This window comes from Microbacterium sp. NPDC077644, assembly GCF_040702785.1.
Classification (GTDB): Bacteria; Actinomycetota; Actinomycetes; order Actinomycetales; family Microbacteriaceae; genus Microbacterium.
On record NZ_JBFBME010000001.1, the window covers coordinates 785,377 to 811,017 of the forward strand.

The following is a 25,641-nucleotide window of genomic DNA, read 5'->3' on the forward strand; positions in this document are numbered from 1 at the left end:
TCGAGCAACCTGATTCACCTTTCAGGTTGATAGACATCAAGACCTTCCAACGGCGAAAGGCATTCACATGCGTGTTTCGAAGAAGTTGCTCCTGGGCTCCGTGGTCGCCACGGCCGCCATCGTCCTGGCGGCCTGTGCGCCGCAGGCCGCGACCGGCGGCGGCGAGGGCGAGGGCGAGGGCCCGGCCGAGATCGTCGCCGGTGTCGTCACCAGCGAGACCGGTCCGCTCGCCGGCTACGGCAAGCAGTACCTCGACGCGTTCAAGGCCGGACTCGACTACGCGACCGACGGCACGAACGAGGTCGACGGCACGAAGATCACGATCGAGTACCGCGACGACGCCGGCGACCCCGACACGGCTGTGACCGCGGCGAAGGAGCTCATCGGCGACGGCGTGAACATCCTGCTCGGCAGCGCCTCATCGGGCGTCGCACTCGCCATGGCGGAGCAGGCCGAGCAGAACAAGGTGCTCTTCATCTCCGGTCCTGCCGCGGCCGACGGCGTCACCGGCATCAACGACTACACCTTCCGCTCCGGCCGCCAGTCCGCACAGGACGTCGCAACGGCAGGAACCTTCCTCGATGACATCGAGGGCAAGACGGTCGCCGTCTTCGCCCAGAACAACGCCTTCGGCCAGGGCAATGTCGCAGCCGTCGAAGCGATCCTCGGCGGCAAGGGCGCGACCGTGACGCCTGTTCTCGTCGCAGAGGACGTCACGGAGTTCACCCCGTTCGCGCAGCAGGTGCTCAGCGCCGAACCCGACCTCGTCTTCGTGGCGTGGGCAGGCGCGACCTCGGGTGCCATGTGGCAGGCGATGAGCCAGCAGGGCGTGCTCGAGAGCATCCCTGTCGTCACCGGGCTCGGCGACGCTGCTACGTTCGGCGCGTACGGCGAGGCGAGCGAGAAGATCAACTTCCTGAACCACTATTTCCCCGGAGCCCCGGACAATGAGGTCAACACCGCGATGGTCGAGGCCATCGAATCCGCCGGCGGTACTCCTGACTTGTTCAGCCCGGACGGCTTCAACGCAGCCGTCATGCTCGTGCAGGCCGTGAAGGAGGGCAAGGGTGACGTGGACGCCATGATCGCAGCTCTCGAGGGCTTCGAGTTCGAGGGTCCGAAGGGCACCAACACGGTGCGCGCCGAGGACCACGCCCTCCTGCAGGACATGTACCAGGCCAAGCTCGTCGCCGATGGAGACACCTTCGTGCCCGAGCTCGTCGCCACGGTCGACGCGGCAGACGTCGCGCCGTAACGGAAAGCCGTCATGAACGACACCCCAGTCCTGTCTGAGCGCGGGCGCTCCGGCGCCGCGCTGCGCGTCGAAGGGCTCGGCCTCCAGATCGGCGGAGCGACGATCCTGGGGGACGTTGACCTCGAGATCGCGCCCGGTTCCCTCGTGGGAGTCATCGGGCCCAACGGCGCGGGAAAGACCACGCTGTTCAACGCGATCTCGGGCGTGATCAGGCCCACCAGCGGCCGGATCCTCCTCGACGGCGAGGACATCACCGCCCTTTCCGTCCCGAAACGGGCACGGGCAGGACTGGGGCGCACGTTCCAGACATCGAGCCTGTTCCCGAAGCTCAGCATCCTCGAGAACGTCCGCGTGGCCGTCCAGGCCGCGCACGGCGGCAGTTACTCGCTGCTGAAGTTCCCGCGCCGCGATGACGCAGCCACGACGCAGGCGATCGAGGTGCTCGAGCAGGTCGGCCTCGGCCATCGGCTCGACACCCCGGCCGGAGACATCAGCCACGGCGACAAGCGGAAGCTCGAGATCGCGTCGCTGATGGCGACGGACTCCCGTCTCGTGCTGCTCGACGAGCCGATGGCCGGCGTCGCATCCGGTGACGTGGCGGGGCTCGTCGACAACATCCGGGGCATGCAGCGCGCGAGCGGATGCACCGTCCTGATGGTCGAGCATCACATCGACGTGCTCATGGGACTGGTCGACCTCGTCGCTGTGATGTACTTCGGCACGATCATCGCGCTGGACACGCCGCAGAAGATCATGGAGAACCCGACAGTGCAGAGCGCCTATCTCGGAACGGGGACCGCGGCATGAGCGAACCCATCCTCCAGGTCCGTTCCCTTCGTGCATCGATCGCCGGGCAGCAGGTCGTCGAAGACGTCACGTTCGACGTTCCTGCCACGGGCATCACTGCGGTCCTCGGCCGCAACGGCGTCGGCAAGACCTCGACGCTGCGCGGCATCCTCGGGCTCATCTCCCGCCGTGGCGAGGTGCTCCTCGAGGGCGAGCGGATCGACAACCTGCCCACCCACAGGATCGTCCAGCGCGGCGTCGGCTACGTGCCGGAGGACCGCGAGGTCTTCGCCGGCCTCACGGTCGCCGAGAACCTCGCCCTCGCCGAACGTCAGCGCGCACCTCGACGCGAGTTCGTCGACGCGCTGTTCCCCGACCTCGTCCAGCGCCGCGACCAGCGCGCCGGCACCCTCTCGGGCGGGCAGCAGCAGATGGTGTCGGTCGCCCGCGCGCTCCTCAACGACAACCGCGTCCTCCTCGTCGACGAACCGACCAAGGGGCTCGCGCCCAAGATCGTGAAGGAGGTGTCCGACGCCCTCGCCGAGGCGGCGAAGACCGTTCCGATCCTGCTCGTCGAGCAGAACCTCGAGGTCGTCCGGCAGCTCGCAGCTGGAGCCGTCGTGATCGCCGGAGGGCGCGTCGTCCACATCGGCGACGCAGGAGAGATCCTCGACGACCCCGATCTCACCCGGAGGCTGCTGGGAGTCAGTGCGGAGGCTCACGCATGAGCGCGCTCATCCTCACCCTCGTCATCGGCGTCGGTCTCGGCGCCCTCTACTTCCTCGTCGCGAGCGGACTGAGTCTCATCTACGGGCTCATGCACGTGCTCAACTTCGCCCACGGCGCGTTCCTGACTCTCAGTGCCCTCGTCGGATGGGGAGTCGCCCAGGCGATCGGTGCGAGCACCTGGACGGGATTCCTGCTCTCGATCCTCGTCGGAGCCGTCGTCGGCGCCGTGTTCGCGACGCTCACCGAACTGATCCTCATCAGACCGCTGTACGAGCGGCACATCGAGCAGGTGCTCGTGACGGTGGGCCTCTCGTTCGCGGCGATCGCCCTGTTCGAGGGCATTTGGGGAACGGATGCCATCAACGTCTCAGGGCCCTCCTGGCTCGGGCAGACCACCGACGTGCTCGGCGCCAGCATCCCGAACAAGTACTGGGTGCTCATCATCGCGGCAGCGCTCGTGCTGGCAGGACTCGTGCTGTTCCTGAAGAACACGCGCTACGGCATGATCATCCGAGCCGGTGTCGAGAACCGGTCGATGGTCACCGCCCTCGGCATCGACGTGCGCCGTTCGTTCACCCTCGTCTTCGCGATCGGGGGAGCGGCAGCCGGCATCGGCGGTGTGCTCGCGATGCATGCGATGACCTATGTGTCGGCGCACCTCGGGTCGACGCTGCTCATCTTCGCGTTCATCGTCACGGTCGTCGGCGGACTCGGATCGCTCACCGGCGCCGCCATCGCATCGGTGCTCGTCGCGGTGCTGCAGCAGGTCGCCAACACCTACTTGGGCGGCACGGGCGACTTCATCGTCGTCATCCTGCTCGCGGTCGTGCTGCTCGTACGCCCCGCAGGCCTCATGGGGAGGAAGGCATGACCCTTCGACAAGCTCAGGGATCGGTCTGGAAGTCGGCCGCGCCCGTCATCGTCGGCGCCGTGCTCGTCATCGTCATGGCGATCCTGCCGCTGCTGAACCTGTCGCTGCCCGGCATCCTGCCGGGGCCCACCTACACGCCCGGCTCGCTCGCCCTGCTCTCGCTGTGCATGGTGTTCGCGGCCCTCGCCCTGTCCTACAACCTGCTTCTGGGCTCGGCCGGGATGCTCTCGTTCGGCCACGCGCTGTACTTCGGTGCGGGCGCCTACGGGCTCGGCATCCTCCTCGACGCGTTCCGGCTGCCGCTGTGGCAGGGCGTGTTCGCCGCCCTCATCGGCGGCATGGTGGTCGCCCTGATCACGGGTGCAGTCGCGATGCGCGTGAACGGCATCCCTTTCGCGATGGTGACGCTGGCCTTCGCGCAGGCCGGATCCGTGCTCGTGCGCCGCAACCAGGCGATCACCGGAGGCGAGGAGGGCCTCGGCCTGCACACCGAGAGCGTGCCGGACTGGCTCGTGGGCGTCGTGAACACCCGGAACCTGTACTGGCTGTCGCTGATCGTCCTCGTCCTCGTATACCTCATCGTGCTCTGGGTGGACAGGTCGCGGCTCGGTCACCTCGCCGCGGCCGCCCGTGAGAACGACCTGCGCGTCCAGGTGCTCGGGCTGCGTCCGGCGCGGGCCAAGCTGATCGTGTTCGTCATCGCGGCGCTGTGCGCGAGCCTCGCCGGTGTCGCATACCTGCTGCTGCAGTCCGGCACCCAGCCCAGCGCGGTCGGTGCCGACCTCACGATCACCGTTCTCGTGATGGTCGTGCTGGGCGGCGTCGGATTCCGCTGGGGAGCGATCGTCGGCGGAGTGCTGTACACGATCCTCGACCAGCGGCTCACCGTGCTCGCCCGCGCCGAGGGCATCCAGGCGCTGCCGGACTTCCTGCGCATCCCCCTGTCGGAGCCGCTGTTCCTTCTGGGCGTACTCTTCATTCTCGTGGTCATGTTCTTGCCGGGCGGCATCGCGGGCACCGTCGACACACTGCGGCGTCGTCGCCGCGGCGGTGCGCCTGCCGCGGGCTCGCTCGCCGCGCTCGAGGACAGCGAAGCGGCCCCGGCGGAGGCGGGAGTGCGATGAGTCCGGATGTGGACGGATCCCACACCGTCGGACGCTGGCTGCGCGATCGTGCGGTGTCGCACCCGTTCGCCATCGCGATCGACGACCGCGGCGTCGTGATCGACTACGCGACGCTGGCCGATCGTGCCGAGCGGCTCGCGCACCGGCTGGCGGGCGCCGGTTACGGTCCGGGACAGCGCTTCGCGACGGTCTCCGGCAACTCCGCCGATCACGTCGTCGCCTTCTTCGCCTGCGCCTTCCTCGGCATCGCCTTCGTGCCGCTCTCCTGGCGCCTGACACCCACCGAGCTCGCCGCGCTGATCCGCCGCAGCGGTGCCGATCTCGTCCTCGTCGAGGACGAGTACGTCGCTCTCGCCGGTTCTGCGCTGCGGATGCTGGACGACGACGCACCCGCGTACGCATTCCTCGGGGCCACGGGCATCGAGGCGGCAGCACCGGCATCCGGATCGCCGACGGCCCAGCGCGCCGTGCGCGACGACGATCCGCTCCTGGTGATCTTCACTTCGGGGAGCGAAGCCGCCCCGAAGGGCGTCGTCCTGACGCACGCGAACTGCTTCTGGAACAATCTGGCTCTGTCGCAGGTCATGCCGATGACGGCGTCCGATGTCGTCCTCGCGATGCTGCCGCAGCATCACGTCGCAGCCTGGAACGTGCAGCCGCTGCTGGCGTGGTGGACCGGAGCGACTGTCGTGCTGGAGCGCTCGTTCCACCCCGCGCGGGTGCTGCAGCTGATTCGCGACCGGCACGTCACGACCATGATGGGCGTGCCGACGCAGTACCGCATGCTGCAGGAGGCGCACGGATGGACAGGCGCGGACCTGTCGTCGCTGCGTCACGCCCTCGTCGGCGGCGCGACGATGCCCGCGGAACTCGCAGCGGCCTGGGCCGAGCGCGGGGTCGCGCTCACGCAGGGATACGGGCTGACCGAGGCTGGTCCCAACGTGCTCGCGCTGCCGGCGACCGCGCTGGAGTCGCACCCGGGCGCGGTCGGCCGGCCGTACCCGTCGGTCGACGTCCGTCTCGTCGACGTCGCCACGGCTCTGCCGCTGGAGGGCGTCGCGACCGGTGAGCTGTGGGTCAGGGGTCCGAGCACGTTCGCAGAGTATCTCGACGACCCCGAGGCCACCCGGCGCGTGCGTGCGGGCGACTGGCTCCGCACGGGTGATCTCGCGCACCGGGATGCCGACGGCGTGTACCGCATCGTCGACCGGCTCAAGGAGATCTACGTCTCGGGCGGCGAGAACGTCGCGCCGGCCGAGGTCGAGCGCGCGCTCGCGGAGCATCCGCTCGTCGAGGCGGTCGCCGTGGTCGGCGCGCCCGACCCGGTATGGGGAGAGCGCGGCGTCGCGTTCGTCGTCGCAAGCGGAGGGCTGTCGGCCGACGAGCTCATGGCGTTCGCCCGGGAGCGACTGGCCGCATTCAAGCTCCCGGCGCGGGTCGTCTTTCTCGACGAGCTGCCGCGCTCCACGATCGAGAAGGTCGCCAGGGTGCGACTGCGGGCGATGGCCCGCGAAGCGGCGACGACACGAGAGACAGAGGATGCCGATGACCGAGCCCACTGAGATCACCGCCGGCGACGAACTGGTCTCGCCCGCGACGGGCCGGCCGCTCACCAAGCGGGGCGAGGCGACGAGGCGGAAGCTCCTCGAGGCCGCCGAGGCCGTGTTCGCCGACCTCGGTTATCACGAGGCGTCGATCGTGAAGATCACCGAGCGCGCCGGTGTGGCCCTCGGCACGTTCTACCTCTACTTCGACAGCAAGCAGACGATCTTCGAGTCGCTCGTGATCGATCTGAACAGCCGTGTGCGTCACTCCATGTCAGAGGCGATGGCGGACGCGAGCGATCGCATCGAGGCCGAGCGCCTGGGTTTCGAGGGGTTCTTCCGGTTCACCGCGGCCCATCCTGCTCTGTACCGGGTGGTGCGCGAGGCGGAGTTCGTGTCTCCCGCGACGCTGCGCATCCACTACGAGCGGATCGTCGAGGGCTACCGGGCGGGGCTCCGGGCCGCACAGGCCGAGGGCGACATCGATCCGACTCTCGACGCCGAGGTGGCGGCGTGGGCCCTCATGGGCGCCGGTGAGCTGATCGGCATGCGGTACCTGCTCTGGGAACGGGATGCCGAAGGCGACCCGCCCGCGCAGATCGATGCCGCAGTGCTGGACGGCATGACGAGATTCATCGGCAACGCGCTGCGGCCACACACCGCGGCGAATGCCGGATCGAAGGAGGAGGACCATGGCTGAGCAGGACCTGGCAGGACGCCGCGCCGTCATCACCGGGGGCGCGAGCGGGATCGGGCTCGCGTGCGCCGAGGAGTTCGCATCCCGCGGCGCGCACGTCGTCATCGCCGACCTCAACGCCGAGGCCGCGCAGGAGCATGCGGAGGCGCTCGGGGGAGAGGCCTGGACGGTCGACCTCTCCGACACGACAGCGCTCGACGATCTGACGCTCGAGGCGGACATCCTCGTCAACAACGCCGGCATCCAGCGCGTCAGCCCCATCGCGGAGTTCGACCCCGCTGCGTTCCGCGCCATCCAGCGCATCATGCTCGAGGCTCCGTTCCTGCTCATCAGGGCGGCCCTGCCCGGCATGTACGAACGCGGCTGGGGTCGGGTGATCAACATCTCCAGCGTCCACGGGCTGCGGGCGAGCCCGTTCAAGTCCGCATATGTGGCCGCCAAGCATGGTCTCGAGGGGCTCTCCAAGGTGACGGCGCTCGAGGGCGGTCCGCACGGCGTGACGAGCAACTGCATCAATCCGGGCTACGTCCGCACTCCGCTGGTCGAGAAGCAGATCGCGGATCAGGCGGCGGTGCACGGCATCCCCGAGAGCGAGGTCGTCGAGAAGGTCATGCTCACCGAGAGCGCGATCAAACGGCTCGTCGACCCGGTCGAGGTGGCCTCGCTCGCCGGCTGGCTGGCGTCGCCGCACGCCGCGATGGTCACGGGCGCTTCCTACACGATGGACGGCGGGTGGACGTCGCGATGAGCACGCACACCTATCGGACCGTCGACGTCCCCGTCAGCGGGGGAGACCTCCGCGTCGGCGTGTGGGATCCCGTCGGAGCCGAAGGCCCTGTGCCGACCGTGCTCGCGATCCACGGCGTCACGTCCTCGCATCTGGCCTGGCCGTTCCTCGTCGAACAGCTCCCCGGCGTCCGGGTGATCGCGCCGGATCTGCGCGGGCGAGGGGGGAGCAACGCCCTCGAGGGGTCCGCGGGCATGACGGCGCATGCGACGGACATGATCGCGGTCCTGGATGGTTTCGAGCTCGAAGCCGTGCCCGTCATCGGTCATTCGATGGGTGGTTTCGTTGCGGTCGTGCTCGCGCACCTGCACCCGCAGCGCGTGCGGCAGCTGGTGCTCATCGACGGCGGACTGCCCCTCGATGTGCCGGACGGCGTCGAACCGGAGCAGCTCGTGTCGGTCATCCTGGGGCCGACGGCCGAGCGCCTCTCGAAGCGCTGGACCGATGTGCCCGAGTACGTGGAGGGCTTCTGGCGGAACCACCCCGCGTTCCGGGACGAGTGGAGCGAGGAGCTCGAGCAGTACATCGCGTACGACCTCGTCCCCGACGGCAAGCTGCTGCGCCCGGCCACGAGCTACCAGACGACGGTCGAGGACACCATCGACCTGAACCTCGGCACGGCGCTCAGCGAGGCCGTTGCCGCGATCGCGCACCCGACGCTGTTCGTGACGGTGCCGCGCGGCCTGCAGAACGAGGAGCCAGGACTGTATCCGCCGGCTCACCGGGAGCGGCTCCTCGCGAACCATCCTGAGGTCGCTCATCGGCACCTGGACGGGTTGAACCACTACACGGTCGTCATGAGCGAGCGGGGGGCGCGGCAGCTCGCGCCGCTCGTGCAGTCGGCGATCGCGGCCGTGGGCGCCTGAGCGGACGCGCTCAGCGTCTGGCGCCCGCGATGCGGGACGACAGCTGGTGCGCGTGCGCCATGAGCGTGCGTCCCAGGTCGGCTATCCGGTCGGGGCCGAAGCGGAACTCGACGCCGGTGAGGCTCAGCGCCCACTCCGGGCGGCCGGTGCGGTCGAAGACCGCGGCCCCCATGCCCCAGCTTCCGTTGACGATCAGTCCGGGGTTGACGGCATAGCCACGCTCCTTCGTCTCCGCCAGGCGGCGGCGCAGGGGAGCGCGCGCATGCGTCCTGCCCCAGCGCTCGCTGAGCTCGGGATGCCGGTCGAGATAGGCATCCACATCGTGGTCAGGCAGGAACGAGAGGATCGCGAGCCCGGCGCTCGCGACGCCGAGCGGGAAGCGCACCCCCTCGCTCAGGACGAACGAGCGGATGGGGAACGACCCCTCCTCCCGCAGCAGGCACACGGTCTCATCCGCGCGGCGTACCGAGAGGAACGCGCTCTCCTCGGTCTTGACCGCCAGAGAGCGCACGATGTCGCGGGCGAGGGCGGTGACATCGTACCGCGCCGCGGCCACGGATCCCATGAGGAAGAGCTCAGGCCCCGGCATCCACAGCCCGCTCTCCTCATCGCGATCGACGAGTCCCTCGGCTCGCAGGGCGCTCAGGAGCCGGTGCGCGGTCGAGCGCGAGAGGTTGGCGGTCCTGGCGAGGTCCTGCAGCGCCGCGCCGTCGCCTGCCGCCGACGTCACCAGGCGCAGCAGCCGCGCTGCCCTGGCGACCGCTTGCGCGCCCGGGACGGAGCGATTCGAGGTGTCCACAATGTGGACGCTACCCGCAGATCCGACCACATCGCAAGACTGCGCTTCGGGTATGGACGCGGAAGGCGGATGCTGGAGGAAGACCTGACACGAAGGAGTGCTGCGTGATCGACAAGCAATGGTCCTCGGCCGCCGAGGCCGTCGCCGACATCCAGGACGGCGCGTCCCTGGCCGTCGGAGGATTCGGCCTCTCCGGAAACCCGATCGCCCTGATCGAGGCCCTGCTCGCCCAGGGGACGACCGACCTCAGCATCGTGAGCAACAACTGCGGCGTCGACGACTGGGGCCTCGGCATCCTGCTGAACGCGCAGCGGATCCGCAAGATGACGTCGTCGTACGTCGGCGAGAACAAGGAGTTCGAGCGGCAGTTCCTCTCCGGTGAGCTCGAGCTCGAGCTCACCCCGCAGGGCACGCTCGCCGAGAAGCTGCGCGCAGGCGGATCCGGTGTCGCGGCCTTCTTCACGCAGACCGGCGTCGGCACCCAGGTCGCTGAGGGCGGCCTGCCCCGTCGCTACAACGCCGACGGCTCGATCGCCGTCGCGTCACCCGTGAAGGAGGTGCGCCCCTTCGATGTCGGAGGCGTGCAGAAGGACTTCGTGCTCGAGGAGGCCATCACCACCGACTTCGCCCTCGTGCACGCCGCGGTCGGAGACCGCCACGGCAACCTCGTGTTCAACAAGGCGGCGCGCAACTTCAACCCGCTCGCCGCGATGGCCGGTCGGGTGTGCATCGCCCAGGTCGAGCGGCTCGTCGAGCCCGGCGAGATCGACCCCGACAGCGTGCACCTCCCCGGCGTGTTCGTGCACCGCATCATCGAGGTCGGCACGGACATCGAGAAGCGCATCGAGCGGCGCACGGTTTCACAGCCGGCGGCCTCGCAGCCCGCGACCACCACGGAAGGAGCCTGACATGGCACTCACCCGCGAGCAGATGGCCGCGCGTGCTGCGGCCGAGCTCTCCGACGGCTCCTACGTGAACCTCGGCATCGGCCTGCCGACCCTCGTGCCCAACTACGTCCCCGAGGGCGTCACGGTCGTGCTGCAGTCGGAGAACGGCATCCTCGGCGTCGGTCCGTATCCGACGGAGGACGCGGTCGACCCCGACCTGATCAACGCCGGCAAGGAGACGGTCACGACGCTCCCCGGCACGGCGTTCTTCGACTCCGCGACGAGCTTCGGGATGATCCGCGGCGGAAAGATCGATGCGGCGATCCTCGGCGCCATGCAGGTCTCCGCGACGGGAGATCTGGCGAACTGGATGATCCCCGGCAAGATGGTCAAGGGGCCGGGCGGCGCGATGGACCTCGTCCACGGCGCCGGCCGCGTGATCATCCTCATGGAGCACGTCGCCAAGGACGGCTCGGCGAAGATCGTGAACGAGTGCTCCCTGCCCCTCACCGGTCGCGGGGTCGCGCACCGGATCATCACCGATCTCGCCGTGATCGATGTGACCGAAGCCGGACTCGTGCTCGTGGAGACCGCGCCGGGTGTGAGCGCCCAGCAGGTCATCGACGCGACCGAGCCCCCGCTCATCGTCGCGGAAGCATTGAAGGAGAACTCATGACCGACATCGTCATCGTCGTCGCCGCCCGCACACCGCAGGGTCGCCTCAAGGGGCAGCTTGCATCGTTCACCGCGCCGCAGCTGGGATCCCTGGCCATCAAGGGCGCCCTCGAGCAGGCGTCCATCGACCCCGCCGCGATCGACGCGGTCATCGTGGGCCAGGTGCTCGCGGCAGGCTCCGGCCAGAACGCGGCCCGCCAGGCGTCCATCGGCGCGGGCATCGGCTGGGACGTCCCGGCGCACTCGGTCAACAAGGTGTGCCTCTCGGGCCTGACCGCCATCATCGACGCCGCGCGCATGATCCGCACAGGGGATGCCACGACCGTCGTCGCCGCCGGCATGGAGTCGATGACGCGTGCACCGCATCTGCTCATGGGATCGCGCGACGGCTGGACCTACGGCAGCGTCGAGGTGCTCGACCACATGGCCTACGACGGACTCACCGACGCCTACGACCGCGAGAGCATGGGCGCGTCGACCGAGCGCCACAACCCGCGCTTCGAGCTCACCCGCGAGGCGCAGGACGAGGTCGCGGCGCTGTCGCACCAGCGCGCCGCCGCTGCCGCCGACGCAGGCGTCTTCGATGACGAGCTCGTCACCGTCGAAGTCCCGCAACGCCGCGGCGGGCCGCTCGTCCTCACCCGCGACGAGGGCGTGCGCCCCGACACGACCGTCGAGACGCTCGCGAAGCTGCGTGCCGCCTTCGCCGAGGGCGGAACGATCACCGCCGGCAACTCCTCGCAGATCTCCGACGGGGCATCCGCCGTCATCGTGACCACGCGCGAGAACGCCGAGGCTCAGGGTTGGCCGGTGCTCGCCGTCATCGGTGCGAGCGGCCAGACCGCAGGCCCGGACAACTCGCTCCAGGCCCAGCCGGCGCAGGCGATCGCCCGCGCGCTCGAGAAGCAGGGCATCACCGCAGCCGATCTCGACCTGGTCGAGATCAACGAGGCCTTCGGAGCGGTCGTCGCGCGATCGCAGACCGAACTCGGGATCTCGAGCGACATCGTGAACATTCACGGTGGCGGCATCGCGATCGGGCATCCGATCGGCGCATCCGGCAACCGCCTGGTCGTGCACATGGCGCACGAGCTCAACCGGCGGGGGAGCGGCACCGTCGCCGTCGGCCTGTGCGGCGGCGGAGGTCAGGGCGAGGCGCTCATCCTCACCCGCTGACGCAGACCTTCAGCGGCGATCCTTGGCGTGGTGCTGGGCGTCTGCCAGGGCCTTCTGAGACTTGAACTGCAGGCGCTGCGCCTTCTTCGCCTTCTTGACCGACTGCGGCGAGTCGGCGTCGACCAGTTTGCCGGTGCGTTCTCTCCTCATGTCGACGACGGCGCCGATCGCGAGCGAGAGGGTGATGCCCCAGCTCAACCACGAGAGCACCACCCGCCAGGTGATCGGTTCGTCTCGAGTTCCGCGCAGAAGTGACACTCCTGCAGAGATCGCTGCGACCAGACCGGTGCTGAAGAGGTAGCGCATGGCGTCCACGCTACCCTCATGGCACCCGGGCGCGCGCGGGCTGGAAAACACTCAGGTGCCCTCGCTATGATCGGTGCGGCGCGCGAGCGCCAGAAGCTGTGTATCTACCGGCCGTCGGCATCCCGACGGAAAGCGGCGGCACCTGATCCCGCGCCGTCCGGGCGCGTGAGAGTCATGACACAGACACACGCATCAGTTCCATCCCCTCGAACCCGACCGGCGAGCCTGCTCCGCCAGGCGGGCCTGCCGTACTTCCTCATCGCCTTCATCGCGCGCCTGCCGTTCGCGATGATGGTCGTCGGCGTTCTCACCGTCGTCGTCTCCGCCCGGGGTTCGCTCTCGCTCGGCGGACTGACGTCGGCGGCCGTCGGCATCGGCACGGCGTGCTTCGGCCCGCTGCTCGGCGCCGCCGCCGACCGCTTCGGCCAGCGCGGCGTGCTCATCGTCCTCGCCGTGGCGAACAGTGCGGCCCTCGTGCTCTTCGCTGTCGTCGTCTACAGCTCGGCTCCCGACGCACTCGTCCTGCTCGCGGCTTTCGGCGTCGGGGCGACCGCCCCGCAGGTCGCCCCGATGTCGCGATCGCGACTGGTGACGATCATCAGCGAGCGGATGCCCGAGCACCAGCGCGCCCGTACGCTCTCGGGGACGATGGCGTACGAGTCCGCGGCGGACGAGACCGTGTTCGTCTTCGGACCGTTCCTCGTCGGCATCGCGGCGTCCGTGCTCGCACCGTGGGCGCCCATGATCGGCGCCGCGATCCTCACCCTCGTGTTCGTGGGTGCGTTCGCTCTGCATCCGAGCGGACGTCACGTCTCCGCGGAGCGCGGTACCGACGGGCGGGCCCCGTCATCGGCGGCCGAACTGTTCCGCCCCGAGCTGCTCGTCGTCGTCACCGGTATTCTCGGCGTCGGGTTGTTCTTCGGCGCGACCCTCACCGCGCTGACGGCCTTCATGGCCGATCGAGGAGAACCGGAGCAGGCCGGGCTCCTCTACGGCGTCATGGGCATCGGCTCCGCCGTGCTCGCGCTGGGAGTGGCGTGGCTGCCCGCGCGGTTCAGTCTCCGCGCCCGCTGGGTCCTGTTCTCCGGGATCCTCGTGCTCGGTTCGGCGCTCCTGGCGACCGTCGACAGCGTGAGCGGTATGGTCGGCGTCCTCGCGATCATGGGCATCGGCATCGGTCCGACTCTGGTCACCCAGTACAGCTTCGGCGCATCGCGCAGCCCCTTGGGTCGCTCGGCCACCGTCATGACGATGCTCGGCTCGGCCGTGATCGTCGGGCAGTCGATCGGCTCGGCGATCACCGGCGAGATCGCTCAATCCAGCGGCGCATCGGTGGCGCTGATCCTGCCTGCGATCGCCGCCGGCATCGTGTTCGCGTGTGCTCTGCTGAACTGGCCGGCGAGTCGGGTGCGTCAGCGCAGTCGGTAGCCTGGGGTAAACCGCACCGGCAGCGAGGAGCTCCCATGACCGCCGCAGAATTCGTCGTCGTCGCCAATCGGCTCCCGGTGGACCGGGTGGTGGCACCGGACGGCGAGGAGATCTGGCGCACCTCTCCCGGCGGTCTGGTCGCGGCGCTCGAGCCGGTCATGAAGACGGTCGACGGAGCCTGGGTGGGGTGGGCCGGGCAGGCCGACCTCGAGCTCGAGCCGTTCGAGGCGAACGGCATCCGACTGATTCCGATCGCCCTGAGCGAGCAGGAGGTCGCCGAGTACTACGAGGGATTCGCGAACGACACGATCTGGCCGCTGTATCACGATGTGATCGCCCCGCCGCAGTTCCATCGCGAGTGGTGGGACGCGTACGTCGCCGTCAACCGCCGCTTCGCCGAGGCCGCGGCATCCGCCGTCGCGCAGAACGGCACGGTCTGGGTCCACGACTACCAGCTCCAGCTGGTGCCCGAGATGGTGCGTGCGCTCCGGCCCGATGTCACGATCGGCTATTTCCACCACATCCCGTTCCCTGCGCACGGACTGTACGCGCAGCTGCCCTGGCGCGATCAGGTTCTGCGCGGGCTGCTCGGCGCGGACGTCATCGGATTCCAGCGCGCGCAGGACGCCACCTATTTCCTCGCCGCCGTTCGCCGGCGCCTGCAGCATCCGGTCAAGGGATCGCTCGTCGAGGTCCCCGATGACGACGGCTCCCGCCCCGTGCTCGCGAAGGCCTTCCCGATCTCCATCGACACGGCCCCGTACCTCGAGCTCATCGAGAAGCCGGAGGTGCGGGCGCGGGCGGTGGAGATCCGACAGAGTCTCGGCAATCCCAAACGGATCCTGCTCGGCGTCGACAGGCTCGACTACACCAAGGGCATCCGGCATCGCATCAAGGCGTACGGCGAGCTGCTGACCGAGGGCAGGCTCAGCGTGGAGGACGTCACGTTCATCCAGGTCGCGAGCCCCAGCCGCGAACGCGTCGACGCCTATGTGCATCTGCGCGACGAGATCGAGCTGTCGGTGAGCCGCATCAACGGCGACTTCGACACCATGGTGCACACGGCGATCCGCTATCTGCATCAGGGCTTCCCGCGCGAGGAGATGGTCGCGCTGTACCTTGCCGCCGACGTCATGCTCGTCACCGCGCTCCGGGACGGCATGAACCTCGTCGCCAAGGAGTACATCGCCACGCGCGCCGACAACCGCGGGGCGCTCGTGCTGAGCGAGTTCACCGGCGCGGCCGATGAGCTGCGTCAGGCCGTCCGCGTCAACCCGCACGACATCGAGGGGCTGAAGGACGCGATCATGACCGCGGTCGAGATGGAGCCGGCCGAGCAGAGCCGCCGGATGCGGTCGCTGCGCAAGCGCGTGCTCGAGCACGATGTGAAGGTGTGGTCCTCGTCGTTCCTCGACGCCCTCGCGGACGTGCGGGCGCAGCGCTCCTGATCGGCCGTCATGCGGGCGGAGCGCGACACCGGCACGTGAGAGGCTGGTCGGGAATCGATCCCCGACGAGGAGACCCGCAGTGACCCGTACCTGGACGCCCGGAACCGCAGACGACGCCCTCACGGCGATCGCGAGAACACCCCGCCTCATCGTCGCACTCGACTTCGACGGCACGGCGTCCCCGCTCGTGCCCGACCCGATGGCGGCGCGCGCACTTCCCGAGGTCGCCGCGCAGGTCGCGCGGCTCACGTCCCTTCCCGACACGCTCGTCGCCTACGTGTCCGGTCGCAGCATGCACGACCTGAAGATCATCACCGAGCACGACGAGGACTCGGTCATCGCCCTGGCCGGCTCCCATGGCGCGCAGTACTGGTTCCCGGGCACGGGCGACGAGGATGCTCCGGGCTCGGCGACCGAGGACGGCGCGCGCGAGCGGCTGTGGGCTGCGGCGCAGCCGATCGTCGACCGCTACGAGGGCGTGGGCCTCGAGCCCAAGACCTTCGGGATGGGCATCCACACGCGCCGGGCGACGCGCGAGACGGAGCAGGCGGCGTTCGCCGAGATCGACGCGCTCGTCGCCGACCACTACCCGCATTGGCGGCGGCGGTCGGGCCACAGGGTGCTCGAGTTCTCGTCCAGGACCGAGGGCAAGGACACCGCCATGGCGGTTCTGCGCGAGCACTTCGACGCCACCGGCATCCTGTTCGCCGGCGACGACGTCACCGACGAGGACGCGATGCGGGTCCTGCTCCCGGGCGACCTCGGCGTGCGCGTCGGCCCGGGGGAGAGCGCGGCGGCGCTGCGTGTGGACACCCCACAGCAGATGGCGGATCTTCTGGAGACGCTCGCGTCCGAGCGCGCGTCGGGACGGGAATAGACTGCCGTCATGTCCTCGCACGATCCTTCTTCGAATGCATCCATCGACATCAAGCCCCGCAGCCGCGTCGTCACCGACGGGATCGAGGCGACGACCTCCCGGGGCATGCTCCGCGCCGTCGGCATGGGCGATGAGGACTGGGACAAGCCGCAGATCGGCATCGCGTCCAGCTGGAACGAAATCACCCCGTGCAACCTGAGCCTGGACCGCCTGGCCCAGGGCGCCAAGGAGGGTGTCCACTCCGGTGGCGGCTACCCGCTGCAGTTCGGGACCATCTCCGTCTCGGACGGCATCTCGATGGGGCACGAGGGCATGCACTTCTCGCTCGTCTCGCGCGAGGTCATCGCCGACTCGGTCGAGACGGTCATGATGGCGGAGCGCCTCGACGGCAGCGTGCTGCTCGCCGGATGCGACAAGTCCATCCCAGGCATGCTCATGGCGAGCGCGCGCCTCGATCTGTCCAGCGTGTTCCTCTACGCCGGTTCGATCGCCCCCGGCTGGGTCAAGCTGTCGGACGGCACCGAGAAGGACGTGACGATCATCGACTCGTTCGAGGCCGTCGGCGCCTGCCGCGCGGGGCTCATGAGCGAAGAGGACCTCAAGCGCATCGAGTGCGCGATCGCCCCCGGCGAGGGCGCGTGCGGCGGCATGTACACCGCCAACACGATGGCATCCGTCGCCGAGGCGCTGGGCCTCAGCCTCCCGGGATCAGCAGCGCCGCCTTCCGCCGACCGGCGCCGCGACTACTTCGCGCACCGCTCCGGCGAGGCCGTGGTGAACCTGCTCCGCCAGGGCATCACCACCCGCGACATCCTCACGAAGGAGTCGTTCGAGAACGCGATCGCCCTCGCCATGGCGCTCGGCGGATCCACCAACGTCGTGCTGCACCTGCTCGCGATCGCCCGCGAGGCCGAGGTCGACCTGAGCCTGCACGACTTCAACCGCATCGGCGACAAGGTGCCGCACGTGGCCGACATGAAGCCGTTCGGCAAGTACGTCATGAACGACGTCGACCGCCACGGCGGCATCCCCGTCATCATGAAGGCGATGCTCGACGAAGGGCTGCTCCACGGCGACGCGCTCACGGTCACCGGCAAGACGCTCGCCGAGAACCTTGCGGAACTCGATCCCGACCCCATCGACGGCGAGGTCATCCACACCTTCGACAACCCGATCCACGCCACCGGTGGCCTCACGATCCTGCACGGCTCGCTCGCACCCGAGGGCGCCGTGGTGAAGTCGGCGGGCTTCGATGCGGACGTCTTCGAGGGTCCTGCCCGCGTCTTCGAGCGCGAGCGCGCCGCCATGGATGCGGTGGCGAACGGCGAGATCAACGCGGGCGAGGTCATCGTAATCCGCTACGAGGGCCCCAAGGGCGGCCCCGGCATGCGCGAGATGCTCGCGATCACAGCGGCCATCAAGGGCGCTGGGCTCGGAAAAGATGTACTACTCTTGACAGACGGACGATTCTCAGGCGGCACAACCGGCCTGTGCATCGGCCACATAGCACCCGAAGCGGTGGACGCTGGTCCCATCGCCTTCGTGCGCGATGGTGATCTGATACGGGTCGATATCGCAGCTCGCTCTCTTGACCTACTCGTCGATGAGGCAGAGCTCGCCTCCCGCCGTGACGGCTGGGAGCCGCTTCCTCCGCGCTATACCCGTGGCGTTCTTGCCAAGTACTCCAAGCTCGTGCGCTCCGCCGCCGAAGGCGCGACCACGGGCTGACCCTGCAGATCACCAAGGAATCCCATGACTGCTGATGCTGTATCGGCCGTGCCACGGCCGCCGTCCACCAAGAGCTCCGCGCCCGAGATGTCCGGGGCCGAGGCCGTCGTCCGCTCGCTCGAGCTGCTCGGCGTCACCGACGTCTTCGGCATCCCGGGCGGTGCGATCCTGCCGGTCTACGACCCGCTGATGGACGCATCCCAGCTCCGCCACATCCTCGTGCGCCACGAGCAGGGCGCCGGCCACGCCGCCGAGGGCTACGCCTCGGCGTCCGGCAAGGTCGGCGTGTGCATCGCGACCTCCGGACCAGGCGCAACGAACCTTGTCACGGCGATCGCCGACGCCTACATGGACTCCGTGCCGCTGGTCGCGATCACCGGTCAGGTGTTCTCGACCCTCATGGGCACCGACGCGTTCCAGGAGGCCGACATCGTCGGCATCACCATGCCGGTGACGAAGCACTCGTTCCTGGTGAAGGATGCCCGCGACATCCCGGGCGCCATCGCGGCCGCCTTCGAGATCGCGTCGACGGGCCGTCCCGGGCCTGTCCTCGTGGACATCACGAAGGACGCGCAGCAGGACACCGTGCCGTTCGTCTGGCCGCCCAAGGTCGATCTGCCCGGATACCGCCCCGTCACCAAGGCGCACGGCAAGCAGATCCAGGCCGCGGCAGCGCTTCTGGCCGAGTCGAAGAAGCCCGTGCTCTACGTCGGCGGCGGCGTCGTCCGCGGACGTGCGGCAGCGGAGCTGAAGGAGCTCGCCGAGTCGACGGGCGCGCCCGTCGTCACCACCCTCATGGCGCGCGGCGCCTTCCCCGACTCGCACGAGCAGCACCTCGGCATGCCGGGCATGCACGGAACGGTTCCCGCGGTGCTCGCACTGCAGGAGGCAGACCTCATCGTGTCGCTCGGCGCTCGCTTCGACGACCGCGTGACCGGCAAGGCGGCGCTGTTCGCACCGCACGCGAAGGTCGTGCACGTCGACATCGACCCGGCCGAGATCTCCAAGATCCGCACGGCCGACGTGCCGATCGTGGGCGACGTCCGCGACGTGCTGATCGACCTGGATGCCGCGTTCCGCGGCGTCGTCGGCAGCACGAAGCCCGACATCTCGGACTGGTGGTCCTACCTCGACGGGCTCCGTGACGAGTTCCCGCTCGGGTACACCGAGCCCAGCGACGGACTGCTCGCGCCGCAGTATGTGATCTCGCGGATCGGCGAGCTCACCGGGCCGGAGGGCATTTATGCCGCCGGCGTCGGCCAGCACCAGATGTGGGCTGCGCAGTTCATCAAGTACGAGCGTCCGAACGCGTGGCTGAACTCCGGGGGAGCGGGCACGATGGGCTACTCGGTGCCCGCGGCGATGGGCGCGAAGGTCGCCGAGCCCGACCGGGTCGTCTGGTCGATCGACGGCGACGGATGCTTCCAGATGACCAACCAGGAGCTCGCGACCTGCGCGATCAACAACATCCCGATCAAGGTCGCGATCATCAACAACTCCTCGCTCGGCATGGTGCGCCAGTGGCAGACGCTCTTCTATGACGGCCGCTACTCCAACACCGACCTCAACACGGGGCACGACACCGTCCGGATCCCGGACTTCGTCAAGCTCGCCGAGGCCTACGGATGCCTGGCCATCCGTGTCGAGAAGGAGGAGGAGGTGGATGCGGCGATCCAGTTGGCTCTCGAGACCGACGACCGTCCTGTCGTCATCGACTTCGTCGTCTCGGCCGACGCGATGGTGTGGCCGATGGTTCCGCAGGGCGTGAGCAACAACTACGTCCAGTACGCGCGCGACCACGCTCCGGCGTTCGATGAGGAGGTCTGAACCATGTCCAAGCACGTTCTGAGCCTCCTCGTCGAGGACACTCCCGGTCTCCTCACCCGTGTCGCCGGGCTCTTCGCGCGTCGCGGCTTCAACATCGAGTCCCTCGCCGTGGGCGTGACGGAGGTGCCGGGGATCTCGCGCATCACGGTCGTCGTCGACGTCGAGGAGCTTCCGCTCGAGCAGGTGACCAAGCAGCTGAACAAGCTCGTCAACGTCATCAAGATCGTCGAGCTCGACTTCGCGACGTCGGTGCAGCGCCAGCATGTGCTGGTGAAGGTGCGCACCGACAACACGACCCGCTCCAACGTGATCGAGGTCGTCAATCTCTTCCGCGCCGCCGTCGTCGACTACGCCGCCGATGCGCTCGTCGTGGAGGTGACGGGCGACCGCGGCAAGATCGACGCCCTGCTCCGCGCTCTCGAGCCCTTCGGGATCAAGGAGATCGCGCAGTCCGGGCTGCTGGCCATCGGGCGCGGCGGCAAGAGCATCACCGAGCGCGTCCTGCGCGGCTGACACACGAACTTTTCGAACCACAATCAAGGAGAAATACAAGTGAGCACTGAGATCTTCTACGACGACGACGCCGACCTGTCCCTGATCCAGGGCAAGAAGGTCGCGATCGTCGGCTACGGCTCGCAGGGGCACGCCCACGCGATGAACCTGCGCGACTCGGGCGTCGAGGTCGCCATCGCGCTCAAGGACGGCTCGAAGTCGATCGCCAAGGCCGAGGAGGCCGGCTTCCCGGTCAAGAACGTCGCCGACGCGACGGCATGGGCGGACGTCATCATGATCCTCGCGCCCGACCAGCACCAGCGCACGATCTACAGCGAGTCGATCGCGCCGAACCTCACCGCCGGCAAGACGCTCGCCTTCGCGCACGGCTTCAACATCCGCTTCGGCTACATCGATGCTCCTGAGGGCGTCGACGTCATCCTGGTCGCCCCCAAGGCACCCGGCCACACCGTGCGCCGCGAGTTCGTCGCGGGCCGCGGCATCCCGGACATCATCGCCGTGGAGAAGGATGCATCGGGCAAGGCCTGGGACCTCGCGCTGTCGTACGCCAAGGCGATCGGCGGCACCCGCGCCGGCGTCATCAAGACGACCTTCACCGAAGAGACCGAGACCGACCTGTTCGGCGAGCAGGCCGTGCTCTGCGGTGGCGTGAGCCACCTCGTGCAGGCCGGCTTCGAGACGCTGACCGAGGCGGGCTACCAGCCGCAGATCGCTTACTTCGAGGTGCTGCACGAGCTCAAGCTCATCGTCGACCTCATGTGGGAGGGTGGCATCGCCAAGCAGCGCTGGTCGATCTCCGACACCGCTGAGTTCGGCGACTACGTCTCCGGGCCGCGCGTCATCGACTCGGCCGTCAAGGAGAGCATGAAGGGCGTGCTCGCCGACATCCAGTCGGGCGCGTTCGCGAAGCGCTTCATCGACGACCAGGACAACGGCGCGAAGGAGTTCCTGGAGCTCCGCGCCAAGGAGGAGCAGCACCCGATCGAGACGACCGGCAAGGAGCTGCGCTCGCTGTTCGCCTGGAAGCAGCAGGACGAGGACTACGTCGACGGCAGCGCTGCGCGCTGACCTGAGTCCGACTGCACGACACTGAGACCCCGTCTGAACGACGAGACCCCGTCGCATCCACGTGATTGCGACGGGGTCTCGTCGATACGACGGGGTCTCTCCCCGCTGTGGCCTACTCCGACTCGTCGCCCTCGGGGGCGGCATCCGGGATCTCGATCGGAGCATCCGACGGGGATGCCCACACCGGCGCGGGCAGCAGGGTGTCCGTCACGCCGTCGCGGATCGCGCGCAGTGCCTCGACGATCTCATCCGAGTTCTCGGGTACGGCCAGTCCGCACGTGCGCAGCTCGGATGCGAACTCCAGGGTGAGCCTGGTCTTGCCGGCGGCCACGGCCTCGGCGGTGGTGCCGATGCGTTTCTCGCTGCCCGTCTGGATGTCGGAGACCTCTTCGCAGACGTGGTATACCGATCCGCCGTCGACCCAGACGACCTCGTCCTGGCCCAGCAGCTGGATGACGGTGGACTGGTCGGCGGTGTACTCCTCGACGGACGACGGGTTGTAGTCGATGCCCAGCGCGACCGCGGCGACCGCGAGCACGACGCCGATGATGCCGGCCGTCGTCTTCTGCCCCTTGTCCATGTCCTTGTTCAGGAAGATGAGGATGATCAGGGGCAGGAACGCGATGATCGCGATGATCGCGCCCAGCTGGTTCTGGACGAAGAACCGCAGCTTGTCGGACTTGCGCGCCGGGTCGAGACGGTTCGCCTTCTTCCAGAGGAAGGAACCGGTGATCGACAGCGCTGCGATCACGACGAGCATCACGATGAGCGTGATGAAGGCCCACTGCGGGAACTGGGCAGTGGCCTGCTGATTCTCGAGCAGACCGGTGTCGGTGTTGCGGACGAGTCCGCCGTCCTCGCCGACGAACTCGCGCTGGCGCAGAAGCCAGAAGATGGCGACGGCCTCTGCGGCGATCGCGACGGCCCACAGGGCTGCGGCGATCCACCGGAAGGTGGTCGCCTTGCGCTTGGACTCCGGTGTCGGCTTCCAGTCGTTCGCGGCGACGGTCTTGTCCGGTTCTGTCACGGTCGATCTCCCTCAAGCTCCTGTGAACTCCCTGAGCATATCCGGCACCAGTGGCGATGGCTACGCTGGACACATGACATCCGAATCGGACGACGCGTTCTCCTGGGAGGGCGACGACGAGCATCCGGCAGCGCCTCGTCGCAAGCAGTCGGCGGGGGAGACCGCGAAGCCCGCCCTGCCCCACGGCTGGAACGCGGTCGGCAAGGACAGTGAGTCCGTCGGCAGGATCGAGGCAGACGGCACGGTCGCCGAGTCGGATGAGCCGCAGGGTCTGAGCACGCCCATGCTGCTGCTGGTCGGGATCGTCGGCGGGGTCTACCTGCTGTACACGATCGGCTGGATCATCGGCGGACTCAATCTGCAGGCGGGCGCCCTGTTCCTCGTGCCGACGGTCATGTACCAGGTCGCGGTCTGGGCAGCGGTGCTGGCGCCGGCACTGTGGTTCGGCGCTGTCTGGATGCTCACGCGGCGCTCCGCGAGCTGGATCCGCGTCGTCGGCTTCCTCGCCGGGATCGCACTCCTGGTGCCCTGGCCGTTCGTGATGACAGGGGCGGTGGGCGCATGACCGCGCGCGAGACGACGAAGGGGCACGGGCTCGGGCTGATGAAGACGCTGATCCTCGGTCTTGCCGGGCTGTTCTACGCGTACGCCGTGTGGAACGCTGTGGCGTATCTCGTCAGCGTCGCCCAGTACGGACTCAATGCGTACGGGTGGTTCGTCCTGCTCTTCTCCGTGCTCTTCCCGATCCTCGTCTTCGCCGCGGCATACGCGCTCGGTCGACGGCGCCAGGCGGTCGAGTTCGCGCTCGTCCTCCTCGCCGGGCTCACGCTGGTCGCCGTGTTCTGGATGAACGTCGTCGCGCTGAGCACGCTGAACTTCTCGTCGCTGACCGGATGAGGCCGAGCGTCACACGGCGCGGAGCACGTCGCACGCTCGGGTAAGGTGGTCTCGATCGCGCCCCCGACGGTGTGCGGCGCATCGGTCCCCATCCGCGCTCTGCCGCCAACCCGAAGGATCCGTCTGTGCCGAAGCCCGTCGTGCTCATCGCCGAAGTCCTCTCGCCCGCCACGATCGAGGCCCTCGGCCCCGACTTCGATGTCCGTCAGGTCGACGGAACGGATCGCGAGGCGCTCTTCTCGGCGTTGAAGGATGCGGATGCTGTGCTGGTCCGCTCCGCGACCAAGGTGGACGCGGAGGCTCTCGAGCACGCTCCGAAGCTCAAGGTGATCGCCCGCGCCGGCGTCGGCCTCGACAACGTCGACATCCCCGCTGCCACCAAGGCCGGCGTCATGGTCGTGAACGCACCGACCTCCAACATCATCTCCGCGGCAGAGCTCACCTGCGCCCACATCATCAGCCTCGCCCGCCACGTCCCGGCCGCGCACGCCTCGCTGGCCGCCGGGCAGTGGAAGCGCAGCGCCTACACCGGAACCGAGCTGTTCGAGAAGACCCTCGGCATCGTCGGGCTCGGCCGCATCGGCGCGCTGGTCGCCGCGCGCATGCAGAGCTTCGGCATGAAGGTCGTCGCCTACGACCCCTACGTCACGACCGCCCGTGCACAGCAGTTGGGCGTCGAGCTGCGCACCCTCGACGAGCTCGTCGCCGAGGTCGACTTCCTCACGATCCACATGCCGAAGACGCCCGAGACCACGGGCATGATCGGCGCCGCCCAGTTCGCGGCCATGAAGCCGTCCGCATACGTCGTCAACGTCGCGCGCGGCGGCCTGATCGACGAGGTGTCGCTTCGCGAAGCACTCCTCGCCGGCGAGATCGCCGGGGCCGGCCTCGACGTGTTCACCTCCGAACCGCCGGCCGAGGGCGGATCCGCCCGCGAGCTCCTCGAGCTGCCGAACGTGATCGTCACCCCGCACCTCGGGGCCTCCACCGATGAGGCCCAGGAGAAGGCCGGGATCTCGGTCGCGCGTTCGGTCAAGCTCGCTCTCGAGGGCGACCTCGTGCCGGATGCCGTGAACGTCGCCGGCGGCGTGATCGACCCGTTCGTCCGCCCCGGCATCGCCCTGGTGGAGAAGCTCGGCCAGGTCTTCAGCGGTCTCGCCGGCTCCGCGGTCACCACGCTCGACATCGAGGTCCGCGGCGAGCTGGCCGACTACGACGTCAGCGTCTACAAGCTCGCAGCGCTCAAGGGCATCCTCTCGAACGTGGTCAGCGAGAACGTCTCGTACGTCAACGCCCCGCTCTTCGCCGAGCAGCGCGGCATCGAGGCGCGGCTCATCGTGGAGAAGGACAGCCCCGAGTACCGCAACCTGACGACGCTGCGCGGCGCCCTTGCGGACGGCACCGTCCTCACCGTGGCTGGCACCCTCGCCGGAACCCGCATGGTGCAGAAGATCGTCGGCATCAACGGTCACGACATCGAGGTGCCGATCGAGACCAACCACATCGTGATGCAGTACCTCGATCGTCCTGGCATCGTCGCCGTCTACGGCCAGAAGTTCGGCGACGCCGGCATCAACATCGCCGGCATGCAGGTCGCGCGTCGCGCGGCCGGTGGCGAAGCGCTCACCGTCCTCACCGTCGACTCTCGGGTGCCCGATGAGCTGCTCGCCGAGGTCGGCGTCGCGATCGAGGCGAGCGTCGTCAAGCAGATCGAGATCGCCGAGGTCTGACCCGGCGCGCCCGTTCGCGGGGCATCATGAGACGGCGCTCTGCACGAGGGCGATGAGCTTCTCCAGATCCGCGCCCCTCGGTACGGGACCCGCGAGGCCGCTTCCCTCAGCGCCCGCGGTGTCGAGCGCGTTGTTGTAGTAGAGGCCGTCGCTGACGAGCATGACGAGATCGAGCGCGGTCTGGTCGCGCACGTGCGGTCGCAGGACCTCGGCCCAGGACTCGCGTACCCGCCTGAGGGCGTCGGATGCGGCGGCCGCTCCGCCCTGCGCGATGCGCGACGCTGCGACGAGGACGCGGTCGAGCGCGGTGTCCTCCATGATCGATGTGCGGAGGAAGTAGGCGACGGCGCCGTCCGGGGCCGTCGCCATGCGGTCGAGGTCCTCGTGGGCGGCGACTTCGAGGCGATCGAGGAGTCCCGCGACCAGGTCGTCCTTGGATGCGAAGTGGTAGAGCAGGCCGCCCTTGGAGACGCCTGCGGCCTTCGCCGTCGCATCCAGTGTCGCGGCTCGCTCGCCGTCATCGATCAGGAGCGTCTCGAATGCGTCGAGCACCCGTTCACGGGCGAGAGGAGGTCGCGGCATATCTGTTACTATAC

Annotated in this window: 26 protein-coding genes; 22 read left to right on the forward strand and 4 right to left on the reverse strand. The window is 68.7% G+C overall.

From position 1 onward, the window contains the following. Window positions 1-67 precede the first annotated feature (67 nt). From AB0269_RS03765 to AB0269_RS03805, 9 genes are read left to right on the forward strand one after another with little or no spacing between them, the layout of a single operon-like run. On the forward strand, window positions 68-1,255 hold the full coding sequence (locus AB0269_RS03765) for a substrate-binding domain-containing protein (protein ID WP_366209901.1): 1,188 nt from the start codon (window positions 68-70) through the stop codon (window positions 1,253-1,255). Window positions 1,256-1,267: 12 nt separating this feature from the next. Beyond that, entirely contained in the window at window positions 1,268-2,062 is a 795-nt protein-coding gene (locus AB0269_RS03770) for an ABC transporter ATP-binding protein (RefSeq protein WP_366209902.1), read from the forward strand. Then, on the forward strand, window positions 2,059-2,769 hold the full coding sequence (locus AB0269_RS03775; RefSeq protein ID WP_366209903.1) for an ABC transporter ATP-binding protein: 711 nt from the start codon (window positions 2,059-2,061) through the stop codon (window positions 2,767-2,769). Before AB0269_RS03770 ends, AB0269_RS03775 begins: the two co-directional genes overlap by 4 nt. Continuing rightward, window positions 2,766-3,641: a branched-chain amino acid ABC transporter permease gene (locus tag AB0269_RS03780; protein WP_366209904.1), complete on the forward strand. Its 876-nt coding sequence runs from the start codon at window positions 2,766-2,768 to the stop codon at window positions 3,639-3,641. Before AB0269_RS03775 ends, AB0269_RS03780 begins: the two co-directional genes overlap by 4 nt. Beyond that, complete coding sequence (locus AB0269_RS03785; protein ID WP_366209905.1) at window positions 3,638-4,765, forward strand: branched-chain amino acid ABC transporter permease; 1,128 nt, start codon at window positions 3,638-3,640, stop codon at window positions 4,763-4,765. The genes AB0269_RS03780 and AB0269_RS03785 overlap by 4 nt, the downstream gene beginning before the upstream one ends. Continuing rightward, window positions 4,762-6,327 (forward strand): AMP-binding protein, encoded by a 1,566-nt coding sequence (locus AB0269_RS03790; protein WP_366209906.1) that lies wholly within the window; start codon window positions 4,762-4,764, stop codon window positions 6,325-6,327. Before AB0269_RS03785 ends, AB0269_RS03790 begins: the two co-directional genes overlap by 4 nt. Then, window positions 6,311-7,009 (forward strand): TetR/AcrR family transcriptional regulator, encoded by a 699-nt coding sequence (locus tag AB0269_RS03795; RefSeq protein WP_366209907.1) that lies wholly within the window; start codon window positions 6,311-6,313, stop codon window positions 7,007-7,009. The genes AB0269_RS03790 and AB0269_RS03795 overlap by 17 nt, the downstream gene beginning before the upstream one ends. Then, entirely contained in the window at window positions 7,002-7,754 is a 753-nt protein-coding gene (locus tag AB0269_RS03800) for a 3-hydroxybutyrate dehydrogenase (protein WP_366209908.1), read from the forward strand. The genes AB0269_RS03795 and AB0269_RS03800 overlap by 8 nt, the downstream gene beginning before the upstream one ends. Beyond that, entirely contained in the window at window positions 7,751-8,659 is a 909-nt protein-coding gene (locus tag AB0269_RS03805; protein ID WP_366209909.1) for an alpha/beta hydrolase, read from the forward strand. The genes AB0269_RS03800 and AB0269_RS03805 overlap by 4 nt, the downstream gene beginning before the upstream one ends. Before the next feature lie 10 nt (window positions 8,660-8,669). Here the strand turns inward: AB0269_RS03805 and AB0269_RS03810 are convergent, their stop codons facing one another. After that, the gene (locus tag AB0269_RS03810) at window positions 8,670-9,458 is read right to left on the reverse strand and encodes an IclR family transcriptional regulator (RefSeq protein WP_366209910.1); all 789 of its coding nucleotides are present in this window, start codon (window positions 9,456-9,458) and stop codon (window positions 8,670-8,672) included. A 104-nt stretch (window positions 9,459-9,562) separates the two neighbouring features. On the opposite strand from AB0269_RS03810, the gene AB0269_RS03815 reads away from it, so the two are divergent. The 3 genes from AB0269_RS03815 to AB0269_RS03825 are packed head-to-tail and all read left to right on the forward strand — an operon-like array spanning window position 9,563 to window position 12,196. Next, on the forward strand, window positions 9,563-10,366 hold the full coding sequence (locus tag AB0269_RS03815; RefSeq protein ID WP_366209911.1) for a CoA transferase subunit A: 804 nt from the start codon (window positions 9,563-9,565) through the stop codon (window positions 10,364-10,366). A 1-nt stretch (window position 10,367) separates the two neighbouring features. Beyond that, window positions 10,368-11,021: a 3-oxoacid CoA-transferase subunit B gene (locus AB0269_RS03820; RefSeq protein ID WP_366209912.1), complete on the forward strand. Its 654-nt coding sequence runs from the start codon at window positions 10,368-10,370 to the stop codon at window positions 11,019-11,021. Beyond that, complete coding sequence (locus AB0269_RS03825; RefSeq protein WP_366209913.1) at window positions 11,018-12,196, forward strand: acetyl-CoA C-acetyltransferase; 1,179 nt, start codon at window positions 11,018-11,020, stop codon at window positions 12,194-12,196. Before AB0269_RS03820 ends, AB0269_RS03825 begins: the two co-directional genes overlap by 4 nt. Before the next feature lie 9 nt (window positions 12,197-12,205). Here the strand turns inward: AB0269_RS03825 and AB0269_RS03830 are convergent, their stop codons facing one another. Beyond that, complete coding sequence (locus AB0269_RS03830) at window positions 12,206-12,502, reverse strand: hypothetical protein (protein WP_366209914.1); 297 nt, start codon at window positions 12,500-12,502, stop codon at window positions 12,206-12,208. A 174-nt stretch (window positions 12,503-12,676) separates the two neighbouring features. Between AB0269_RS03830 and AB0269_RS03835 the strand changes: the two genes are divergently transcribed. The 7 genes from AB0269_RS03835 (at window position 12,677) to ilvC (ending at window position 21,391) form a co-directional block, all read left to right on the forward strand. Continuing rightward, on the forward strand, window positions 12,677-13,930 hold the full coding sequence (locus AB0269_RS03835; RefSeq protein WP_366209915.1) for an MFS transporter: 1,254 nt from the start codon (window positions 12,677-12,679) through the stop codon (window positions 13,928-13,930). Window positions 13,931-13,965: 35 nt separating this feature from the next. Then, window positions 13,966-15,378, forward strand: a complete 1,413-nt coding sequence (locus AB0269_RS03840) for a trehalose-6-phosphate synthase (protein WP_366209916.1) — start codon at window positions 13,966-13,968, stop codon at window positions 15,376-15,378. 79 nt (window positions 15,379-15,457) lie between these two features. Then, complete coding sequence (gene otsB, locus AB0269_RS03845) at window positions 15,458-16,255, forward strand: trehalose-phosphatase (protein ID WP_366209917.1); 798 nt, start codon at window positions 15,458-15,460, stop codon at window positions 16,253-16,255. A 9-nt stretch (window positions 16,256-16,264) separates the two neighbouring features. Continuing rightward, complete coding sequence (gene ilvD / locus AB0269_RS03850; protein WP_366209919.1) at window positions 16,265-17,983, forward strand: dihydroxy-acid dehydratase; 1,719 nt, start codon at window positions 16,265-16,267, stop codon at window positions 17,981-17,983. Between the two features lie 24 nt (window positions 17,984-18,007). Then, complete coding sequence (locus AB0269_RS03855) at window positions 18,008-19,810, forward strand: acetolactate synthase large subunit (protein ID WP_366209920.1); 1,803 nt, start codon at window positions 18,008-18,010, stop codon at window positions 19,808-19,810. A gap of 3 nt (window positions 19,811-19,813) precedes the next feature. Then, the gene (gene ilvN, locus AB0269_RS03860) at window positions 19,814-20,323 is read left to right on the forward strand and encodes an acetolactate synthase small subunit (protein WP_366209921.1); all 510 of its coding nucleotides are present in this window, start codon (window positions 19,814-19,816) and stop codon (window positions 20,321-20,323) included. Between the two features lie 39 nt (window positions 20,324-20,362). Further along, the gene (gene ilvC, locus AB0269_RS03865; protein WP_366209923.1) at window positions 20,363-21,391 is read left to right on the forward strand and encodes a ketol-acid reductoisomerase; all 1,029 of its coding nucleotides are present in this window, start codon (window positions 20,363-20,365) and stop codon (window positions 21,389-21,391) included. 112 nt (window positions 21,392-21,503) lie between these two features. On the opposite strand, the gene AB0269_RS03870 is transcribed toward ilvC, so the two are convergent. After that, entirely contained in the window at window positions 21,504-22,418 is a 915-nt protein-coding gene (locus AB0269_RS03870) for a hypothetical protein (protein ID WP_366209924.1), read from the reverse strand. A 73-nt stretch (window positions 22,419-22,491) separates the two neighbouring features. On the opposite strand from AB0269_RS03870, the gene AB0269_RS03875 reads away from it, so the two are divergent. From AB0269_RS03875 to serA, 3 genes are all read left to right on the forward strand, one after another. After that, window positions 22,492-22,983: a hypothetical protein gene (locus tag AB0269_RS03875; RefSeq protein WP_366209925.1), complete on the forward strand. Its 492-nt coding sequence runs from the start codon at window positions 22,492-22,494 to the stop codon at window positions 22,981-22,983. Then, window positions 22,980-23,315: a hypothetical protein gene (locus AB0269_RS03880; protein ID WP_366209926.1), complete on the forward strand. Its 336-nt coding sequence runs from the start codon at window positions 22,980-22,982 to the stop codon at window positions 23,313-23,315. The genes AB0269_RS03875 and AB0269_RS03880 overlap by 4 nt, the downstream gene beginning before the upstream one ends. A gap of 125 nt (window positions 23,316-23,440) precedes the next feature. Beyond that, window positions 23,441-25,045 (forward strand): phosphoglycerate dehydrogenase, encoded by a 1,605-nt coding sequence (serA, locus tag AB0269_RS03885; protein WP_366209928.1) that lies wholly within the window; start codon window positions 23,441-23,443, stop codon window positions 25,043-25,045. Between the two features lie 24 nt (window positions 25,046-25,069). Here the strand turns inward: serA and AB0269_RS03890 are convergent, their stop codons facing one another. After that, window positions 25,070-25,627, reverse strand: coding sequence for a TetR/AcrR family transcriptional regulator (locus AB0269_RS03890; protein ID WP_366209929.1), 558 nt, complete (start codon window positions 25,625-25,627; stop codon window positions 25,070-25,072). Window positions 25,628-25,641: the final 14 nt, after the last annotated feature.

Excerpts from the sequence above, each read along its gene's own strand:
- AB0269_RS03855 (WP_366209920.1), top strand. The coding sequence starts at position 18,008 with ATGACTGCTGATGCTGTATCGGCCGTGCCACGGCCGCCGTCCACCAAG.
- AB0269_RS03880 (WP_366209926.1), top strand. The coding sequence starts at position 22,980 with ATGACCGCGCGCGAGACGACGAAGGGGCACGGGCTCGGGCTGATGAAG.
- AB0269_RS03775 (WP_366209903.1), top strand. The coding sequence starts at position 2,059 with ATGAGCGAACCCATCCTCCAGGTCCGTTCCCTTCGTGCATCGATCGCC.
- ilvD (WP_366209919.1), top strand. The coding sequence starts at position 16,265 with ATGTCCTCGCACGATCCTTCTTCGAATGCATCCATCGACATCAAGCCC.
- AB0269_RS03800 (WP_366209908.1), top strand. The coding sequence starts at position 7,002 with ATGGCTGAGCAGGACCTGGCAGGACGCCGCGCCGTCATCACCGGGGGC.
- AB0269_RS03805 (WP_366209909.1), top strand. The coding sequence starts at position 7,751 with ATGAGCACGCACACCTATCGGACCGTCGACGTCCCCGTCAGCGGGGGA.
- AB0269_RS03785 (WP_366209905.1), top strand. The coding sequence starts at position 3,638 with ATGACCCTTCGACAAGCTCAGGGATCGGTCTGGAAGTCGGCCGCGCCC.
- ilvN (WP_366209921.1), top strand. The coding sequence starts at position 19,814 with ATGTCCAAGCACGTTCTGAGCCTCCTCGTCGAGGACACTCCCGGTCTC.
- AB0269_RS03830 (WP_366209914.1), bottom strand. The coding sequence starts at position 12,502 with ATGCGCTACCTCTTCAGCACCGGTCTGGTCGCAGCGATCTCTGCAGGA.
- AB0269_RS03835 (WP_366209915.1), top strand. The coding sequence starts at position 12,677 with ATGACACAGACACACGCATCAGTTCCATCCCCTCGAACCCGACCGGCG.
- AB0269_RS03825 (WP_366209913.1), top strand. The coding sequence starts at position 11,018 with ATGACCGACATCGTCATCGTCGTCGCCGCCCGCACACCGCAGGGTCGC.
- AB0269_RS03890 (WP_366209929.1), bottom strand. The coding sequence starts at position 25,627 with ATGCCGCGACCTCCTCTCGCCCGTGAACGGGTGCTCGACGCATTCGAG.
- AB0269_RS03795 (WP_366209907.1), top strand. The coding sequence starts at position 6,311 with ATGACCGAGCCCACTGAGATCACCGCCGGCGACGAACTGGTCTCGCCC.
- AB0269_RS03820 (WP_366209912.1), top strand. The coding sequence starts at position 10,368 with ATGGCACTCACCCGCGAGCAGATGGCCGCGCGTGCTGCGGCCGAGCTC.
- AB0269_RS03875 (WP_366209925.1), top strand. The coding sequence starts at position 22,492 with ATGACATCCGAATCGGACGACGCGTTCTCCTGGGAGGGCGACGACGAG.
- AB0269_RS03840 (WP_366209916.1), top strand. The coding sequence starts at position 13,966 with ATGACCGCCGCAGAATTCGTCGTCGTCGCCAATCGGCTCCCGGTGGAC.
- AB0269_RS03780 (WP_366209904.1), top strand. The coding sequence starts at position 2,766 with ATGAGCGCGCTCATCCTCACCCTCGTCATCGGCGTCGGTCTCGGCGCC.
- AB0269_RS03770 (WP_366209902.1), top strand. The coding sequence starts at position 1,268 with ATGAACGACACCCCAGTCCTGTCTGAGCGCGGGCGCTCCGGCGCCGCG.
- AB0269_RS03790 (WP_366209906.1), top strand. The coding sequence starts at position 4,762 with ATGAGTCCGGATGTGGACGGATCCCACACCGTCGGACGCTGGCTGCGC.
- AB0269_RS03765 (WP_366209901.1), top strand. The coding sequence starts at position 68 with ATGCGTGTTTCGAAGAAGTTGCTCCTGGGCTCCGTGGTCGCCACGGCC.